Origin of the sequence: Sphingopyxis sp. NFH-91 (assembly GCF_021401285.1) — a bacterium.
GTDB lineage: Bacteria > Pseudomonadota > Alphaproteobacteria > Sphingomonadales > Sphingomonadaceae > Sphingopyxis > Sphingopyxis terrae_A.
In genome coordinates, this window is record NZ_JACBGA010000011.1 from 39,472 (window position 1) to 58,011 (window position 18,540).

Genomic DNA, 18,540 nt, shown 5'->3' on the forward strand with positions numbered 1-18,540 from the left:
TCCTTACGCAAGCTGGAGGCCGGACACGGCGAGGTCGATCAGCTTGATGCCGACGAATGGCGCGACCAGTCCGCCTAGGCCGAAGATCGAAAGATTGCGCGCGAGCAACGGGCCGGCAGGCATCGGCCGGTAGCGCACGCCCTTGAGCGCAAGCGGGACGAGGCACGGAATGATCAAGGCGTTGAAGATGATCGCCGACAGTACCGCGCTTTCGGGCGTGGCAAGGCGCATGACGTTGAGAACGCCGAGCTCAGGATAGAGAAAGACGAAGATCGCCGGGATGATCGCAAAATATTTGGCGACATCGTTAGCGACCGAAAAGGTCGTCAGCGCGCCGCGCGTCATCAGCAATTGCTTGCCCAGGCCCACAACCTCGATCAGCTTGGTCGGATCACTGTCGAGATCGACCATATTGCCCGCCTCGCGCGCCGCCTGCGTGCCGGTGTTCATCGCGACGCCGACATCGGCCTGCGCCAGCGCGGGGGCGTCGTTGGTGCCGTCGCCGCACATGGCAACGAGCCGTCCCTCGGCCTGCTCGCGGCGAATGAGGGCAAGCTTGTCCTCGGGCGTCGCTTCGGCCAGGAAATCGTCCACCCCGGCTTCGGCGGCGATCGCCGCGGCCGTCAGCGGGTTGTCGCCCGTAATCATGACGGTGCGGATTCCCATTTTGCGCAATTCGCCGAAGCGTTCGCGAACGCCCGCCTTCACGACGTCCTTCAGGTGGATGGCGCCGAGCAGACGTCCGTCCCTGACCACCGCGAGCGGCGTGCCGCCGGCGCGCGCAACTTCGTCCGTTATGCGGCGCAACTCCTGCGCGGCAGGCGAGGATACGGTGTCGGGGTGAGCCTTGAAGATCGAATCGACCGCGCCCTTGTGGATCGTCACCTCGGCGACCGTGACCCCCGAAAGGCGCGTTTGCGCGGTGAAGGGGATGACGTCGGACCCGACCGGAAGCGCCACCACGCGGATCGCATAGCGTTCGCGCGCAAGCGTCACGATCGAACGGCCCTCGGGGGTTTCGTCGGCCAGGCTGGCGAGTAGTGCGGCCTCCGCCAGAGTCTCGTCATCGACGCCCGCCAGCGCGCGGAACTCGCTGGCCTGGCGGTCGCCGATCGTGATCGTGCCGGTCTTGTCGAGCAGGAGAACATCGACATCGCCTGCGGCCTCGACGGCCCGGCCCGACTTGGCCAGCACGTTGAAGCGCACAAGGCGGTCCATTCCGGCAATCCCGATGGCGGAGAGCAGTGCCGCAATGGTCGTCGGGATCAGCGTGATGAGCAGGGCCGCGAGCAACGCGACCGGGATCGATCCGTCGGCATAGGACGCGAAGCCCGGAATGGTCGCGACGGCGATCAGGAAGATGATGGTCAGCCCGACGAGCAGGATCGTCAGCGCAATCTCGTTGGGCGTCTTGCGCCGCTCGGCGCCTTCGACGAGTGCGATCATGCGGTCGAGAAAACCCTGGCCCGGCTCGGCAGTGACGCGCACCTTGACGCGGTCGGAGATGACGCGCGTGCCGGCTGTCACGGCGCTACGATCGCCGCCGGCCTCGCGGATCACGGGGGCGCTTTCGCCGGTGATCGCCGCTTCGTTGACCGATGCGACGCCTTCGATCACCTCGCCGTCGGCGGGGATGAGGTCGCCCGTCTCGACCAGCACGATCTCGCCCTTTTCGAGCTGGCTTGCGGCGACGATTTCATAAGTCTCGCCGACGCCGAGCATCAGCTTGGCGCGCAACTCGGCTTTCGTTGCGCGAAGCGAGGCCGCCTGGGCACGCCCGCGTCCCTCGGCCAGGGCTTCGGCAAAGGTGCCGAAAAGCACGGTGAGCCAGAGCCAGGCGACGAGCTGGATTTCGAAACCCAGCGACAGGCCGGGGTCGCCGAGCGCGAGCAGCACCGTCAGGAGCAGGGCAACGCAGGCGGTGGTGAACATCACCGGGTTGCGCATCAGCTCGCGCGGATTGAGCTTCCTTACCGCATCACGCATCGCCGGAACGACCAGTGCGGGGCTGAACATCGAGGTTGGAGTCGTCATGTTGCTGATCCCTCAGAAGCGCTGGCCGGCCATCATCGAGAGATGATCGGCGACGGGACCTAGCGCGAGGCTGGGAAGGAAGGTGAGGCCGCCCATGATCAGGATGATCCCGATCAGCAGGCCGATCCACAGCCCCCCGGTGGTGGGGAAAGAGCCGCTGGTAGCGGGGGTGTGGCGCTTTGCGGCAAGGCTGCCCCCGATGGCGAGCACCGGCACGATCACGAAGAACCGGCCAAGCCACATCGCGATCCCGATCATAGCATTGTAAAAGGGAGTGCCCGCGCTCAGGCCCGCAAAGGCCGAGCCATTGTTACCGGCCCCCGAGCTGAACGCGTAGAGAATCTCCGAGAAGCCGTGCGGCCCCTTGTTGAGCGGCCCGGCAAGCCCCACGGGGAGCACGCTGGCAATGGCGGTGAAGCCGAGGATGACCAGCGGCAGGATCGCAATGGCTAGGACCGCGAGCTTGACCTCGCGCGCCTCGATCTTCTTGCCGACATATTCGGGTGTGCGCCCCACCATGAGGCCCGCGACGAACACCGCGAGGATGGCAAAAAGCAAAAAGCCATAGATGCCCGCGCCGACACCGCCGACCACAACCTCGCCGAGCTGGATGTTGAGTAGCGGGATCAGGCCGCCGATTGCGGTGAAGCTGTCGTGCATGGCATTGACGGCCCCGCAGGACGCCGCCGTGGTGACAACGGCGAAGAGCGAAGAGGCGGCGATGCCGAAGCGAACTTCCTTCCCCTCCATATTGCCGCCGCCAGCGCCGAGGTAATGAAGTGCGGGGTTGCCGGCAGCCTCCTGCCAATAGGCAATGCTGGCGCCGGCGATGAAAATAAGTCCCATCGCCGCGAGGATTGCCCAGCCTTGGCGCGTGTCGCCAACCGCCTTGCCGAAGCACCACGTCAACCCGGCGCCAATCAGGAAGATCGAGACCATCTGGATCAGATTGGTGAGCGCGGTCGGATTTTCGAAAGGGTGCGCGCTGTTGGCGTTGAAGAAGCCGCCGCCATTGGTCCCCAGCATCTTGATCGCTTCCTGGCTTGCGACCGGACCGAGCGCGATCGTCTGTCGCACGCCTTCGAGCGTCGTTGCGTGGACCGATCCCGCCAGCGTCTGCGGCACGCCGCTCGCGATCAGGAACAGCGCGTAGACCGTGCAGATGGGAAGCAGCAGATAGAGCGTGATGCGCGTCGTATCGGCCCAGAAATTACCGATCGTTCCCGTTTCGCGCCTTGCGAAACCGCGAAACAGCGCGAAGGCAATCGCGATACCGGTGGCGGCGGAGAGGAAGTTCTGGATCGTAAGCCCGAGCATCTGCGACAGGTTCGACAGCGTCGTCTCGCCCGAATACCATTGCCAGTTGGTGTTCGTCGTAAAGCTGACCGCCGTATTAAAAGCGCCGTCGGCGCCGACCGCGCCGAAGCCTTGCGGATTAACGGGAAGTACCCCCTGCAATCGCAGCACCGCATAGGTGAAAAGCAGCAGCGCGAGGTTGAACAGCAGCATGTGAAGCGCGTAGCGCCGCCAGCCCTGCTCTTCGGTCGGGTCGATCCCGGCCATCCGGTAGAAGCCCCGCTCGACTGGCCCCAGGATGCGATGAAGCGGGGTCGTGCGCCCTTCGTAAAGGGCAAAGAGCCAGAGGCCCATCGGTTTGGCAAGGACGGCAAGGATCGCGACGAAGGTGAAAATGAGCATCCATCCGGACAAGGTCATGGGATTGCCTCCGGTCAGAAACGTTCGGGGCGCAGCAGCGCCACCACGAGATAGACGAACAGCGCCGCAGCGACGGCGCCAGCGAGCATCGACGAAGCGTTCATGGTCAGGCCTTGTCGCAGATGCGCGCGTAGCCGAGCGTGGCTGCGAACAGCAGCGCGGTAAGGGCGAGCCACATCAGATCGGTCATCATAGGTCTCCGGCAAAGGGCGACTCCCGAGGGAGCCGGACTGAATGCGACGCCGCTACGCCCCTTCGCCGTAAAGTTTCGCGGTCGATTTTCGCCGGGCGCATAAGGATTCCATAAAGATCGCCGATTGTCGCTTGGCCCTGTGTCCGCGACCGAGGTAAGCGGGCGCATGGTATCGGCCACCAAGAGACCCTCACCCGAAGCCCTGTTGCGGCAGGCAAAGCGCGAGGCGCGCGGGCGGCTGAAGATTTTTCTCGGTGCGGCGCCGGGCGTGGGCAAAACCTATGCGATGCTCAGCGAAGGTGCCGCGTTGCGGCGCGACGGACAGGACGTCGTCGTCGCCGTGGTGGAAACGCACGGTCGGGCCGAGACCGAAGCACTGCTCGACGGGATGGAGGTCGTGCCGCGCTGCGAAGTCGCCTATCGCGGCCACCAACTGACCGAGATGGACATCGATGCCGTGCTCCGCCGCGCCCCGACACTCGCGCTGGTGGACGAATATGCCCATACCAATATCGACGGCAGCCGGCATCCCAAACGCTGGCAGGATGTCGAGGAACTGCTGAACGCCGGGATCGACGTCTATACGACGCTCAACGTCCAGCATGTCGAAAGCCTGAATGACGTCGTCGCAAGCTTTACCCGGGTGCGCGTTCGCGAGACGGTACCCGACAGCGTGTTCGAAGGAGCCGAAATCAAGCTCGTCGACCTGCCGCCCGACGAACTGATCGACCGGCTGCGCGATGGCAAGGTCTATGTGCCGCACGAGGCAAGCCGTGCCCTCGGCCATTTCTTTTCGAAGGCGAACCTTTCGGCGCTGCGCGAAATGGCGCTCCGGCGAGCTGCCTTGAGCGTCGACCGGCAAATGTTGCACGATCTCGATGCGACGGGCGAAGCGGGCACCTTCGCGGCCGGCGAGCGGATCCTCGTCGCGATCAGCGAACAGCCAGGCAGCGATATGCTCGTGCGCACCGCAAAGCGCCTTGCCGACGGGCTGAACGCCCCATGGACGGCGGTGCATATCGAGACGGCACGAAGCGCGGCCTTCGACGACGATGCCCGGCGGCGGATAGCCGCGTCGCTCGCACTGGCCGCTACCCTCGGCGCGACGATCGCTACCGTTCCTGCGGAGAGCGTTATTGCCGGACTGCGCGGCCAGATCGAGGTGATGCGCGCGACCCAGCTTATCATCGGCAGGTCGCAGCGTAGCTGGTGGTTCGAACTTCGCCACGGTTCGGTCGTCGAGGCGCTGATCCACGACGCGGGCGACCTTGCCATCCACGTCATCCCGTCACCCCGCGAATCTCCTGCCCCGCGCCGGGGTCTCGACTGGACACGCGGCTGGGGGCGCCCGTCGAGCTATGCGGTCGGACTGGGGCTCATCGCGTTGATGACGGGCGCCGCGCGTCTGGCCGAACCATGGATCGGGACCGGGGCCGTCGACCTGCTGTATCTCGTTCCGGTGATTGTCGCCGCGACGCTTTACGGCTTGCGTCCGGGGCTGTTCGCGAGCCTCGTGGCGGCGCTGGCGTTCAACTTCTTCTTCCTCGAGCCGCGGCATACCTTCACGATCGCCGATCCGCAGAGCGTCCTCACCATGTTGATCCTTACCGGCGTCGCCGCGGTGGTCAGCAATCTTGCCGGCCGGCTGCGGACGCGCGCGCGGATCGGGGTTCGCAGCGCGCAGGAAAATGCGTCGCTTGCCGCCTTCGCGCAGATGCTTGCGCGCGCCTCCGATCGCGAAACCACCGCTGCGGCAACCTGCGATGAAGTGGCGCGCTTGCTGGGCGTGCGCAGCATCATTCTGGCCGAGCAGGGCGGGCTGTTGCGACCGCTGGTCGCGCGGCCCGTCGATGCGGCGATCTCGCCGATCGATCAGGCGGCGGCCGAATGGGCCTGGACGAGCGGCGAACCTGCGGGACGCGGGACGAATACGCTCGTTGCGTCCGACTGGCAGTTTCATCCGCTCAAGACCGGGCTCGGGGTTCTTGCGATCCTCGGCATCGCGAGCGAGGACGGCCGCGACCCGATTTCGCCCGACCGCGCCGCGCTGCTCGCCACGCTCGTCGGCCAGGCGGCGCTCGCGCACGAACGCTTGCATCTGGAGGACGAGATGCGCAGCCTGTCGGTCCTCGAGGAACGCGACCGCCTCCGCGCCGCGCTGCTCTCGTCGATCGGGCACGACCTGCGCACCCCGCTGACCGGCGTGACCGCCGCGATCGAGGCGCTGGCGAGCGAGCACCCCGGCGCGTCCGCGCTGCCGCTCGCGCGCGCGGAGGTGTCGCGATTGCGGCGTTTTCTCGACAATCTCGTCGAGTTGGTCCGCCTCGATTCAGGCGGTCTCAACCTGGATGTGGCGCCGGTCGATCTGACCGACGCCGTGGCGGCTGTGGTCCACGATCTGAAAGATCTGCTGCGCGGACATCATGTCGATTTCCAGGTTCCCGCGGGTCTTCCGCTTGTCCGGGTCGATGAGCGGCTGCTCCATCACATTCTGCTCAATCTGCTCGCCAATGCGATCCAGCATGGCGGCAGCGCCGGGCCCATCGCCATCATTGGCCGCCGAACGCCCGATGCCGTAGCCCTGACCGTGCGCGACCATGGCGGCGGTCTGGAACCGGGATCGGAAGGCACAATCTTCGACACATTCGAGCAAGGGAAGGGCGGCGACCGGCACGGCGGCAGCGGGCTGGGGCTTGCGATCGTCAAGGGCTTTGCCGACGCGCTCGGCATCGCCGTTTCGGCGAGCAATCATCCGGACGGGGGCGCAGCATTTACGCTGACCTTCCCGTCCGCCTTGATCGCGACCATTTCCGATACCGAATGATCGCATCAAGGCGCGCGGTCGCCATCGCTCATCCTATGCTGTTCTCTAATGGGTCAAGGTCTGGCTACTCGGTCCTGAGCGGATGATGCCTTTGGGTGCCTGCGTTCTCTGCGTGCTCAATATCGGCACTTGATGGGGTCAGCTGGGTGCGAGCGTGGCTTGGTTGAAACCGCAGTCGGTCGACGGGTCGGCCGCATGCTACAGCATAGGCGCCATCATCTGCTCCCTCCCTCGGGCGTTCGCTCCCGCTCGGGAGCGCGGTGCGGCCTCCTGTCTTTGTATTGGGGCCGAAGGTCAGGCCGGCTGGAACTCAGTGCCATTTCGGAGCATGGCGTGCATGATGATGGCGAGGCGCCGGGCGAGCGCGATCCGCGCCATGCGCATGGTCGAGCGCGCGGCAATTGCGAACGCCCAGTTCTTCAGCTTCAATTCGCCTTTGCAGTCCGCCGGTATGGCCGCATCCGGATATTCGCCCCAATGCTGATCCTTCATCACCGCCAAGGCGCGCGTCATTTCCCGTTCCCCATTCGCAAAAGCTGATGCGATAGTGGTGGGGGGCGCCTCATTGTAAAGTTGCGGATTTGGTATGCTAATTAAGGGTGGGGAGCAGAGGCCCTTTTTCCCCCGTCCGCCACGCTTGGCGGCCGCGACGGGGGAACAGGTTGTGTGTGCACAAAAAGAACAATAAGAGAACAAATATGGTCGGTCAACCCCCCGTGCGGCGATTTTCCGTCAGCCAGGGGCGGAAGGGCTTGCCATCGCTCGCCGTTGACGTAAGCGTCAACTTAACTGACGGTGCGGCCCTGCCGCCGCCCGCGCATCGCCCGTCCGGCGGCCAGAACAAGGGAGAGAAATATGGCTAGCGAACCGAAATTCGACCTCAGCGGGCGCGTCGCACTGGTGACCGGGGCGTCGTCGGGGCTGGGCGCGGGCTTTGCAAAAGCGCTCGCCGCAGCAGGCGCGAAGGTGGTGCTCGCGGCACGCCGCGCCGACAAGCTTGCCGAACAGGTCGAGACGATCCGCGCAGCGGGAGGCGAAGCGGTCGCGGTCAGTATGGACGTTACTGACGAAGCATCGACCAAGGCCGCCTATGACGCCGCCGAGGCTGCGTTCGGCACCGTCGATACGATCATCGCCAATGCCGGCGTCGCGACCGAGAAGGTGGCGCTCGGCCTGTCGGTCGAGGATGTCGATTTCCTCCTCGCCGCCAATGTCCGCGGGGTCTTCCTGACCGCAACCGAAGGCGCGCGCCGGCTCGAGGCGGCGGGCAGTCGCGACAAGGAAAATGGCCGCATCGTCATCATCGGGTCGATAACGGCGGAAAAGATCTTTCCGGCGACCTCGGTCTATGGCGCCACCAAGGCCGCGGTTCGCCACATGGGCAAGGCGCTTGCCCGCGAATGGGCGCGGCGCGGGATCAGCGTCAATGTCATCCAGCCGGGCTATTTCGAATCCGAAATGACCGCCGAACTGTTCGCGAGCGAGGCGGGTACCAAATTCGTCGCGAGCTTCCCGCGCCAGCGGCTGCGTCCGCCGAGCGACCTGCACACGCCGCTGCTGATGCTGTGCTCCGACGCGGCGCGCGGCATCACCGGTTCGGTGATCACCATCGACGACGGCCAGACGCTGTGAGCGGCGAACTGCTGATCGAGGCGCGCGGCCAGATCGAGATCGCAACGCTCAACCGGCCCGCGCGGCTCAACGCGCTGAGCGAGGGGCTCGTCGAGGAGCTGAACGATTATTTCGGCGGGCTGGCGGCGCGGCCCGACGTACGCGTCGTCATCCTGCGCGGGGCGGGGCGCGGATTTTGCGCCGGGCTCGATATTCAGGAGGACCGGTCGAGCGACGAGACGCCGGTGCTGCGCACACTGCGCACCCAGACGAGCATCGGCAATATCTATCGCAAGATGCGCGCCTGTCCGCAGCCGATCATCGCGCTGGGGCACGGCGCCGCGGCGGGAGGCGGGCTGTCGCTGATGCTTGCCGCCGACGTGCGCTATGCGGCGCCCGGCTTCCGGTGCAACGCCGCCTACATCCGCATCGGGCTCGGCGGCTGCGACATGGCATCGAGCTATTTCCTGCCGCGTCTCATCGGCGCCAGCCTGGCGTCGGAGATGATCCTGACCGGCCGCTTCATCGAAGCCGAGCGCGCGCTGTCGGCGGGACTGGTGAGCGAGATCGTCGCCGAGGACGAATTGCTGGACCGCGGCCTGGCGCTCGCCGAAGAAATGCTCGCGACCAGCCCCTGGGGACTGCGCCTGTCGAAGCAGGCACTCAACCTCAACATCGACGCCCAGAGCCTCGACGCCGCCATGGCAATCGAGGATCGTCAGCAGGTCATCCTCTCCGCAACCGAAGACCATAAGGAAGCGCTCGCCGCCTTCCTCGGCAAGCGGCCCCCGGCGTATCGCGAGCGGTGAGGGTGTCGGGGTAGACGGGAGGTTGGCAGCTAACGACCGATTGTGGGCGTTCAGCCAAACAACCGGCCGCACAGATACAGCGACAGTTCGCGAGCATGCTGTCCCCAATGGAAGAATTGAAGCCGGAAGGCGAAATGCGCGTCATTGAGACTGACATGGTCAGCAAGCCATAAGACCTCGCGCATATCTAACGTAAGGTCAGCCAAGTCATCGATTGCGTCAGCGACCATCAGCGCGTCGTCTAAAGATCCAGTCGGGTCCACTACCGGATAAGCGCCATAAGTTGGAAAACGTGCCGCTACTTCGGCGTAGAGAGATGCGCCGTTTTGCATCGGCGCGTCCACGTCAGCATCTGACACATCTCCAACTGGGGTTACGTGATAAGCTGCGACTAAGCCGTCCAGCGCAGCGAGGAGCGTTTTGTCGCCTGGCCGATCGCCATCCCATACGACACTTAAGAAGTGTTTGGCGGCGCTGATGGCTGGCGAACTGTTCATCGCGAGCAAGTCGCACGAGCGGACGGATGAGGCAATCGTTCACCGCCGGTGTGGATCGAATGACTGCCAACGACCGATTGCGGAACTTACACCCCAATGCGAAGAGGGTCCGCATGGACCTAATTCACGAAATGATCAGTCCGAACAGTGAGAGGAAGGTGCGCGTCTACAAACGGACGGATGGCTTTTTCGAGTATGAAGAGGTTTTGAAGCGTTCGATCAGATCGCCGGGACCTACTGGTCGTCCGGATATCAATCCGGGATGTTCGGCACAGAAGGCGCCGCGATGGCGGAGATTACTGCAACGACGCCTTGGCTTCGGAGCGGCGCCTGACGACCGATTGCAGACATGTTTGGCCCCGGTAATGTCGATATGGAAATCTTGATCGTAGATCTTGCGCAAACGGCCATTGAGCATGTGGACGACTGCCATGGCCGCGCGGCAGCTTGGATCGTCGCAATTTTAAGCATTTCGGTCCTAATTAGCGTACCCGTTTCAATCGTGCTGTATCTCATAAACTAACGTCCGCTCCCACCCCAAAGCGGTCCCTGGTCGATGACGAAAGAAGAAAAGGCCGCCGGTCCTCTCTCATTCTGAAACCACTGCGTGCTTGTCGCCCAGGTTACGCCGCCTTGCCATGAGTCACGTCCATGCTCACCGCGCTGCCGGCGTCGATCGCGGCGGCTTTGGCTTCGACCAGCTTGACGATGTGCGCGATCATGTCGGCGTCTTCGACATGGTGGTCGGTGACGCCCGAGAGATAGACCATATGCTTGCCGTTGCCGCCGCCGGTGATGCCGATGTCGGTTTCGCGCGCCTCGCCGGGGCCGTTGACGACGCAGCCCAATACTGAGAGCGACATCGGGGTCTTGATGTGCTGGAGCGCGTCTTCGAGCGCCTGCACCGTGCGGATGACGTCGAAGCCCTGGCGCGCGCAGCTGGGGCAGGAGACGACGCGGACGCCGCGGGTTCGTAGGCCGAGCGATTTCAGGATTTCATAGCCGACGCGCACTTCCTCTTCGGGTTCGGCCGACAGGCTGACGCGGATCGTGTCGCCGATCCCCGCCCAGAGGAGGTTGCCGATGCCAAGCGCCGATTTGACGGTGCCGCCGATCAGCCCGCCGGCTTCGGTGATGCCAAGGTGGAGCGGACAGTCGACCGCTTCGGCGAGCTGCATATAGGAGGCTACGGCGAGGAAGACGTCGCTCGCCTTTACCGCGACCTTATATTCGTGGAAGTCATGGTCCTGAAGCAGCTTGATATGGTCGAGCGCGCTTTCGACCAGCGCCTCGGGGCAGGGTTCGCCATATTTTTCGAGCAGATCCTTTTCGAGACTGCCTGCGTTGACGCCGATGCGGATGGCGCAGCCGTTCGCCTTGGCGGCGCGGACGACCTCGCCGACGCGCTCCGACGAACCGATATTGCCGGGGTTGATGCGTAGGCAGGCGGCACCCGCGTCGGCGGCCTCAAGCGCACGCTTATAGTGGAAATGAATGTCGGCGATTACGGGCACGCGCGCGGCGCGGACGATCTTGCCGAGCGCGGCGGTGCTGTCGGTATCGGGGCAGGAGACGCGGATCAGGTCGGCGCCTGCATCCTCGCAGCGGCGGATCTGGTCGATGGTCGCGACGGGATCGCTCGTTGGCGTGTTGGTCATCGTCTGCACCGTGATCGGGGCGCCGCCGCCGACAGGGACGTTGCCGACCATGATCTGACGGCAGTCGCGCCGCGCAATGTCGCGCCAAGGGCGCAGGCCGGGATTGTGATCGCTCATGAAACGGGTCCGGTGAGGAGAGGGAGGATGGCCTCCTTTAGCCGCCCGCGCCCGCCTTGGCAAAGCCTGTGGGCGGTGGCCGCGCTTGTGGCGGGAAAGACACAGTGTGGCGGCGAATGTAACATTTGTGCAGTTTTCAATTGTGCGCTGCCGCATATTGCGCGATTTTCGGCGCGTTCCTGACCACGCGCCGGCCGCAAGAGCATCGGGAGAGGATCGGGCGGGGACCGCAGGATGGACGGTTTCGGTTCAATATCGATGAGAGGGGGGGGCTCACCCAATGAAATTTCTTACCAAGGCGTGCTTTTGCATGCTGCTCGCGACATCGGCGATGGCGACGCCAGCCATGGCGCAGGACGCGACCGACGCGCCGAGCGGTCCGATCACCGTGTCGGGCGGGGTCGATCTGGTGTCCGACTATCGTTTCCGCGGCATTTCGCTGTCGAACGAAAAGGTCGAGGTCCAGCCGACGATCACACTGACCCACGAGAGCGGATTTTATGCAGGCGTCTGGGGGTCTGGCCTGCCGAAGACCGATGAATATGGCAAGGTCGAGGTCGACCTCTATGCGGGCTGGGGCGGCGAAGTCGCGCCCGGCACGTCGGTGGATATCGGCGCGACCTATTACTGGTATCCCGATGGCAAGGATGCCTTCGGTCCGGTCGACTATGTCGAAATCATCGGCAAGTTGTCGCACGACATCGGACCCGTGTCCGCTACGGGGACCGTTGCCTATGCGCCCAGCCAGAAGTCGCTCGGCAGCGATGACAATATTTATCTGAACTTCGGCCTGTCGTCGGGGATTCCGAATACGCCGGTCACGGTCGACGCGTCGCTCGGCTACACCAGCGGTTCGCTCGGCGCGTTGGCGCCCGGCGGCGACTATCTCGACTGGACGGTCGGCGCCACGGTTACGGCGGGCATCTTCAACCTGGGCGTCCATTATGTCGATACCGACATCAAGAAGATCGGGATCAAGGAAGTCGATACGCTGTATGACCCGACCGTCGTCTTCAAGGTCGGCGTCGCCTTCTGATAGCGCGGCCAGATCGAGCCGACGATAAAGCGCGGGCGCCGACCGAGGGTTGGCGCCCGTTTGCGTAATATTGTTTCCGTTGAAACCGGATATGCGCAACGACCTGTTGCATAAAAGTCGCAATCCGCGCCTTATCGTGCCCGATGCGGCTTTTTTGTTTGTGCGCCGCAGCAAATTGTCGGAGAGAGGCGCCACGTACGGCCGACCGGAGCAAAGACTTCGGCTGTCTTGCGGCAGGCAGGGACGATCCATTTTACCTTGTTAAGGGGATCAACCCATGAAGACTCTCTCCCGCGCGTGCCTGGGCCTTGCCCTTGCGGCTTCCGCTCTTCCCGCCACCGCTTTCGCCCAGAACGAAGCACCCTCCGATCCGATCACCATTTCGGGCAGCGTGACGCTGGTATCCGACTATCGCTTCCGCGGTTTCACCCAGAACAGCGAAGACCCGGCCATCCAGGGCGGCATCACCGTGACCCACGAAAGCGGCTTTTACGTCGGCACCTGGGGATCGAGCGTCAGCTTTGCCGGTAACACCGAGGTCGACCTGTTCGCCGGGTACAGCAAGGATGTCGGCGGCGTGACGATCGACGGCGGTCTGCTTTACTATCTCTATCCGCAGCACGGCGGATCGGGCGCCGACTTCTTCGAACCCTATCTGAACCTGTCGACCGATGTCGGGCCGGTGAATGCGAAGGTCGGCGTCAACTATGCGTGGAAGCAGTCGGCGCTCGGCAATCTGCAGGACCCAAGCCGCGCGCCCGGTGCCAAATCGTCGGCCTTCTATCTGCACGGCGAACTCGCCGCCGACATTCCGGGCACGCCCCTGGCGCTGAACGCCCATGCGGGCCAAGCATGGAGCGACGCCTTCCCCGGCGGTTTCGACGGCAAGGTATTCGACTGGTCGGTCGGTGCGACGGCTTCGTACAAGATGCTGACCTTCGGCGTCAGCTATGTGAATACCGACGAGCCCAAGGCCGGCGGTTACAAGGATGCGATCGGCGCCGACGGCGCGGTGGTCTTTTCGCTCGGCGCGTCTTTCTGATGCCGGGCAGGGGCGGCCTTCGGGGGGAGGCCGCCCCCTCCTTCTTCTTCTATTCGGAATGCCAGCGCAGATTGCCGCGCCCAAGGTCGGCGAGGCTTTTCGCGCCCATCAGCTTCATGCCGCGCTCCATCTCGGCGCGGAGCAGCGCCACCGCGCGCGCCACTCCTACTTCGCCCGCCGCGGCGAGCGCATAGAGATAGAGCCGGCCGCCCGAGCAGGCTTTCGCCCCGACCGACAGCGCCTTGAGCACATGCGTCCCGCGGGTGATGCCGCCGTCGCAGATGACCTCCACCCGGTCGCCGACCGCATCGACGATCGCCGCCAGCGCGTCGAAGGGCGCGATGCTGCCGTCGAGCTGCCGCCCGCCATGGTTCGACACCATGATCGCGGTCGCGCCAATGTCGGCGGCGCGCCGCGCATCCTCGACCGCGACGATGCCCTTCAGGCAGAAGGGACCGTCCCACGCCTTGCGGATCGCCTCGGCGCGTTTCCAGTCGAGGCTCTGGTCGAGCATGGTGGTGAAATATTCGGCGACCGACTTGGGCACGCTCGACCCTTCGGACACGTGGGTCGCAAGGTTGGGCAGGCTGAATTTTTCGCGCAAGACATAGTTGAGGCCCCAGCCGGGCTTGATCGCATAGCTCAGCATGTTCGATGCGGTGAAGCGCGGCGGCGAGGTAAAGCCCGAGCGCAGGCAGCGTTCGCGGTTGCCGCCGACGATCGTATCGACGGTGAGCGCGACGGCATCGAACTTCGCCGCGCGCGCGGCCTCGAGCATCGCATGGTTGAGCCCTTCGTCCTTGTGGACATAGAGCTGGAACAGCTTGGGGCCGTCGGTCAGCGCGCCCGCTTCGGCGAGGCCGATCGTCGCGAGGCTCGAAATGCCGGCGACGGTTCCCGCATCGGCAGCGGCGCGCAGCACCGCGCGCTCGCCCTGCCAGTGGAACAGGCGCTGGAGCGCGGTGGGTGACAGGAAAAGCGGCATCGCGATCTCGCGGCCGAAGAGCGTCGTTTTCATGTCGATCGATTCGACTCCGGCCAGCACGCGCGGGATGAGGTCGCACCGGTCGAAGGCGGCGCGGTTGCGGCGGCGCGTCACCTCGTCATCCGCGGCGCCGTCGATATAGTCGAATACCGGCCAGGGCAGCCGTCGCTTCGCCAGCGCGCGGAAATCGTCGATATTGTGGCAGTCGGTCAGCTTCATGTCGTGGTCGCTCCAGTCAGGCGGGCGAGCGCCCAGCGCGGTTCGATCGCGCGCGCGGGGTCGGCGATGTGCGCCGCGATACGCGCGCCGATGGCCGGGGCGAGCGCGAAGGCACGCCCCGTCGCGCCGCCGGCGAGCCAGGCGCGTGCGTGGCCGGGCAGGCGGTCGAGCAGCAATTCGCCGCTGATCGTGCGGCAGTCGTGCGCGGCGGCGCTCGCGACGACCGGAGCCTCGGCCAGATGCGGGACGCGGCCCGCGAGCCACTGGCGCACCGCGACCAGCGCGGCATCGTCGGCGCGGCGGTCGAAGCTGTCGGGGTCGACCGTTGCATCGGGGGCGCTTTTCCACACGCGCACCCCGCGCCCCTCGATGTCGGGGAGCAGGGTGAAGCCGTAGGCGCGGTCGACCAGCGCGGGCATCGCGGGCGGGCGATACTGGACATCGCCCTGACCGGGGCCAACGTGAATAATCTGGTAGCGCACCGCCGACAGCCGTGCGGGCGTCAATATCTGCGGAAAAAGCTCGGTCAGCCACGCGCCGGTCGCATAGACGATGCTGCGGGCGGTACCGCCGTCGGGCAGGATATAAAGGTCGCGCTTCTTGTCGAACAGCGGCGCGGGCATAACGACGTCTTCGACATCGACCTGTGCGTCGAGGATGGTTTCGAGAATGGCGCGGCGGCCGGCGATAAGCGCGGCCTTGTCGGCGACAAGAGCCGCTTCCTCGTCGCGCCAGCCGATCGCGCCGAAGCGGCTGCGCAGCTTGTGCCCGGTCGCGCGGTCGGTCCCCGGCGGCTCGTCGGCGCCGTCGGTCGTCAGCAGTGTGGTGATCGCGGCGCACGGCGTCACGATCGGCAGGCTGGCGCTGTCAGACAGGCGCTGCCACAGCGGCAGGCTGTCGTGCGCGAGGTCGGCGTAGAGCGCGTCGCCTCCCTGTGCGGGATCGTACAGCATGGTCGGGAGGTTCGAAGCAGCGCGGCCGTTACCGGCGCCATAGGCATCGAACAGCCGGACATCGAGGCCCTGACGGACGAGATGCCACGCGGTCCATGCCCCGACCGCGCCGGCGCCGACGACCGCGACATCGACATGCTTGTCGGGCGATTTGACGCCCTTGCGCCGTTTCGATGCGCGCGGCTGCGGCGGATCCTTGCGCTTCGGTTCTTTCGTCGCCGCGCCGAGCGCCAGCGCGGCGGGCGCCGCGGCGAGCGCGCCGAGCAGACGCCGCCGATCCATCAGCCGCCCTTTTTGTAGTAGCGGTAGCCGCCGATCCAGGTTTCGAGCGGCACCATCTTGCGGATGTCCTCGGGGCTGGCGAGCAGCAGATCGGTGTCGACAATCAGGAAGTCGGCGCGCATGCCGGGCATCAGCGTGCCGAGCCGGTCCTCGGCGAAGGCGGCATAGGCGGCGCTGCGCGTGAAGCCGTCGAGCGCGGTCTCGCGCGATACCGCTTCTTCGGGATGCCAGCCGCCGAACGGCTGACCCTGTGCATCGGTGCGCGAGATGGCGGCGGCGATGCCGGGGAAGGGGTTGGCGCTTTCGACCGGCACGTCCGACCCGAAGGTGAGGCGGACGCCGGCATTTTCCATGCTGCGCCACGCATAGGCGCCCTTCAGCCGGTCGGGCCCGAGGCGGGCTTCGGCCATCAGCCGGTCCGACGGCTGGTGGATCGGCTGCATCGACGCGATGACGCCGAGCTTGGCGAAACGCGGGATGTCGGCGGGATCGACGATCTGCGCATGTTCGATCCGCCAGCGCCGTTCGCCGGGCAGATCGGCAGTGAGATCGGTGATTGCGTCGAGCGCCTCGGCATTTGCGGCATCGCCGATGGCGTGGATCGCGACCTGAAACTTGTCCATCGAGGCGCGGACCATCTTGTTGCGCAATTGCGCCGGGGTCAGCAGCGGCAGGCCCTTCTGGCCCGGCGCGTCGGCATAGGGCGCCTTGAGCCACGCGCCGCGCGACCCGAGCGCGCCGTCGAGATAGAGCTTCACCCCCACCATGCGCAGCTTGTCGTCATAGAGCCACGGCGTGGGCCCCGGACCCGCGATCAGCGCCATATTGTCGATGTCGCCGCCGTAGCTGAGGATACGGATCGCGAGCTGGTGCTTGTCGCCCGCGCGGCGATAGGCCTGCCATTCCTGGATCGTCGTGCCCATGTCGGCGATCGCGGTGATCCCCTGGGCGAGCAACTGCTGCTGCGCGGCGAGGAAGGCGCGGTCAAGGTCGCGCGCGAGCGGCTTGGGCTTGGCACTGTCGATCAGCGCGACCGCGGCATCGACGAAGACGCCAGCGGGCTTGCCATCCGCCATCTCGATCCGGCCGCCCTCGGGCGCCTTGGTCGCGGCGGTGATCTTTGCCGCCGCCATTGCAGCGCTGTTGGCCCATCCGGCGTGGCCGTCGACGCGTTCGAGCCAGACCGGCCGGTCGGGCACGACCGCGTTGAGATCGGCCGCGGTCGGGAAGCGGCCCAATCCCCATTTTTCCTGATTCCACCCGCGCCCGATGATCCACGGCAGTTCTGGGTTTTCGTCGGCATATTTCTTGATCGCCGCCTGTGCCTCGGCCAGCGAGCGCGTGTCCGAGAGGTCGAGCAGCATGAGCGACAGGCCCAGGCCCATCAGATGGCCGTGTGCGTCGATCATGCCCGGGATCAGCGTCCGGCCCTTGCCGTCTTCCTTGAAATCGGGGCGTTCGGGGCGCTTGTCCTTGCGGTCGAGGAGCTGCTTCACCTTGCCGTCGGTGCCGATCACCATGCCGGTGAAGCGCACGACCTTGCCGTCCTTGTCGAGCGTGATACCGTTGACATTGTCGACGAGCGTATCGGCCTGCGCGGGTGCAGCGAGCAGGAGGGCGATGACGGTTAGGGCTAGGCGCTTCATTTCGGCAACCTCGTCACGAGCGAGCTGGTGTCCAGGCGGCCGCCGCCTGCGCCCTGCACCTCGGCATAAAATTGATCGACCAGCGCCGCGACGGGAAGCGTCGCCCCGTTGACGCGGGCTTCGTCGAGCGCGAGGCCCAGATCCTTGCGCATCCAGTCGACCGCAAAGCCGAAATCATATTCGTCCTTCGCCATCGTGCCCCAGCGGTTGAGCATCTGCCAGCTTGCCGCGGCACCGCCCGACACTGCCTCGAACACCTTGTCGGTGTCGAGGTCCGACGCCTGGGCGAAGCGCAGCGCTTCGGAGAGGCCCTGAAGAACGCCGGCGATCGCGATCTGGTTGACCATCTTGGTCGTCTGGCCCGCGCCCGGTCCGCCAATATGCACGATGCGCGCGGCATAGGCGCGCATCAGGGGCTCGGCGGCGGCGAAGGCGGCGTCGCTGGCGCCGCACATGATCGACAGCGCCCCATTTTGCGCACCCGCCTGACCGCCCGAGACCGGCGCATCGACGCACAGCAGGCCGCGCGCATCGGCCTCTTCGGCCAGGCGCCGGGCGATTCGGGCGGAGACGGTCGTGTGATCGACGAAGACCGCGCCAGACTTCATCGCGCCGAAAGCCCCGTCGTCGCCGAGCGTCACCGCCGCGAGATCGTCGTCGTTGCCGACGCAGGCGAACACCGCATCGGCGCCCGCGGCGGCGGCGGCGGGGCTGTCCGCTGCCTGACCGCCATAATCCGCCGCCCAGGCGTCCGCCTTGGCGCGGGTGCGGTTATAGACGGTGACGGCATGACCGGCCTTGACAAGATGGCCGGCCATCGGGCCCCCCATGATGCCGGTGCCGATAAAGGCGATGCGCAATTTTTCTTCGCTCATGCCGCGGTCCATAACCATGGTTTGCGCGCGGCGCCAGATAGGG

Annotated in this window: 15 protein-coding genes and 1 pseudogene; 5 read left to right on the top strand and 11 right to left on the bottom strand. The window is 65.6% G+C overall.

Annotated features, from left to right (window positions below; genetic code table 11):
• Nucleotides 1-3 precede the first annotated feature (3 nt).
• The 3 genes from kdpB to kdpF are packed head-to-tail and all read right to left on the bottom strand — an operon-like array spanning nucleotide 4 to nucleotide 3,854.
• Nucleotides 4-2,034, bottom strand: coding sequence for a potassium-transporting ATPase subunit KdpB (gene kdpB / locus L0963_RS17805; RefSeq protein ID WP_186401053.1), 2,031 nt, complete (start codon nucleotides 2,032-2,034; stop codon nucleotides 4-6).
• A gap of 12 nt (nucleotides 2,035-2,046) precedes the next feature.
• Nucleotides 2,047-3,750 carry a potassium-transporting ATPase subunit KdpA gene (gene kdpA / locus L0963_RS17810; protein WP_234180975.1) on the bottom strand — a complete coding sequence of 568 codons (1,704 nt, stop codon included), beginning with the start codon at nucleotides 3,748-3,750 and terminating at the stop codon, nucleotides 2,047-2,049.
• 14 nt (nucleotides 3,751-3,764) lie between these two features.
• The gene (gene kdpF / locus L0963_RS17815; protein WP_234180978.1) at nucleotides 3,765-3,854 is read right to left on the bottom strand and encodes a K(+)-transporting ATPase subunit F; all 90 of its coding nucleotides are present in this window, start codon (nucleotides 3,852-3,854) and stop codon (nucleotides 3,765-3,767) included.
• A gap of 255 nt (nucleotides 3,855-4,109) precedes the next feature.
• Here kdpF and L0963_RS17820 point away from each other — a divergent pair, with 255 nt between their 5' ends.
• Complete coding sequence (locus L0963_RS17820; RefSeq protein WP_234180980.1) at nucleotides 4,110-6,767, top strand: sensor histidine kinase; 2,658 nt, start codon at nucleotides 4,110-4,112, stop codon at nucleotides 6,765-6,767.
• A gap of 294 nt (nucleotides 6,768-7,061) precedes the next feature.
• Here the strand turns inward: L0963_RS17820 and L0963_RS17825 are convergent.
• A pseudogene (locus L0963_RS17825) lies at nucleotides 7,062-7,208 on the bottom strand (IS110 family transposase); the annotation flags it as partial.
• 414 nt (nucleotides 7,209-7,622) lie between these two features.
• Here L0963_RS17825 and L0963_RS17830 point away from each other — a divergent pair.
• Both L0963_RS17830 and L0963_RS17835 read left to right on the top strand, forming a co-directional pair.
• The gene (locus tag L0963_RS17830) at nucleotides 7,623-8,399 is read left to right on the top strand and encodes an SDR family NAD(P)-dependent oxidoreductase (protein ID WP_234180983.1); all 777 of its coding nucleotides are present in this window, start codon (nucleotides 7,623-7,625) and stop codon (nucleotides 8,397-8,399) included.
• Nucleotides 8,396-9,187, top strand: coding sequence for an enoyl-CoA hydratase/isomerase family protein (locus L0963_RS17835; RefSeq protein ID WP_186401050.1), 792 nt, complete (start codon nucleotides 8,396-8,398; stop codon nucleotides 9,185-9,187). The genes L0963_RS17830 and L0963_RS17835 overlap by 4 nt, the downstream gene beginning before the upstream one ends.
• A gap of 50 nt (nucleotides 9,188-9,237) precedes the next feature.
• On the opposite strand, the gene L0963_RS17840 is transcribed toward L0963_RS17835, so the two are convergent.
• From L0963_RS17840 to ispG, 3 genes are all read right to left on the bottom strand, one after another.
• Nucleotides 9,238-9,684 (bottom strand): hypothetical protein, encoded by a 447-nt coding sequence (locus L0963_RS17840; protein ID WP_186401049.1) that lies wholly within the window; start codon nucleotides 9,682-9,684, stop codon nucleotides 9,238-9,240.
• A gap of 166 nt (nucleotides 9,685-9,850) precedes the next feature.
• Nucleotides 9,851-10,117, bottom strand: a complete 267-nt coding sequence (locus L0963_RS17845; protein WP_234180986.1) for a hypothetical protein — start codon at nucleotides 10,115-10,117, stop codon at nucleotides 9,851-9,853.
• Between the two features lie 190 nt (nucleotides 10,118-10,307).
• Entirely contained in the window at nucleotides 10,308-11,459 is a 1,152-nt protein-coding gene (gene ispG, locus L0963_RS17850) for a flavodoxin-dependent (E)-4-hydroxy-3-methylbut-2-enyl-diphosphate synthase (RefSeq protein ID WP_186401048.1), read from the bottom strand.
• 280 nt (nucleotides 11,460-11,739) lie between these two features.
• Here ispG and L0963_RS17855 point away from each other — a divergent pair, with 280 nt between their 5' ends.
• Both L0963_RS17855 and L0963_RS17860 read left to right on the top strand, forming a co-directional pair.
• On the top strand, nucleotides 11,740-12,495 hold the full coding sequence (locus tag L0963_RS17855) for a TorF family putative porin (protein ID WP_234180988.1): 756 nt from the start codon (nucleotides 11,740-11,742) through the stop codon (nucleotides 12,493-12,495).
• 277 nt (nucleotides 12,496-12,772) lie between these two features.
• Entirely contained in the window at nucleotides 12,773-13,537 is a 765-nt protein-coding gene (locus L0963_RS17860; protein WP_234180990.1) for a TorF family putative porin, read from the top strand.
• A gap of 49 nt (nucleotides 13,538-13,586) precedes the next feature.
• Here the strand turns inward: L0963_RS17860 and L0963_RS17865 are convergent, their stop codons facing one another.
• From L0963_RS17865 to L0963_RS17880, 4 genes are read right to left on the bottom strand one after another with little or no spacing between them, the layout of a single operon-like run.
• Nucleotides 13,587-14,741, bottom strand: a complete 1,155-nt coding sequence (locus L0963_RS17865) for an alpha-hydroxy acid oxidase (RefSeq protein ID WP_234180992.1) — start codon at nucleotides 14,739-14,741, stop codon at nucleotides 13,587-13,589.
• Nucleotides 14,738-15,976 carry an NAD(P)/FAD-dependent oxidoreductase gene (locus tag L0963_RS17870; RefSeq protein ID WP_234180994.1) on the bottom strand — a complete coding sequence of 413 codons (1,239 nt, stop codon included), beginning with the start codon at nucleotides 15,974-15,976 and terminating at the stop codon, nucleotides 14,738-14,740. Before L0963_RS17870 ends, L0963_RS17865 begins: the two co-directional genes overlap by 4 nt.
• On the bottom strand, nucleotides 15,976-17,622 hold the full coding sequence (locus L0963_RS17875) for an amidohydrolase (protein ID WP_234180996.1): 1,647 nt from the start codon (nucleotides 17,620-17,622) through the stop codon (nucleotides 15,976-15,978). The genes L0963_RS17870 and L0963_RS17875 overlap by 1 nt, the downstream gene beginning before the upstream one ends.
• Nucleotides 17,619-18,497: an NAD(P)-dependent oxidoreductase gene (locus tag L0963_RS17880; RefSeq protein WP_040589033.1), complete on the bottom strand. Its 879-nt coding sequence runs from the start codon at nucleotides 18,495-18,497 to the stop codon at nucleotides 17,619-17,621. The genes L0963_RS17875 and L0963_RS17880 overlap by 4 nt, the downstream gene beginning before the upstream one ends.
• Nucleotides 18,498-18,540: the final 43 nt, after the last annotated feature.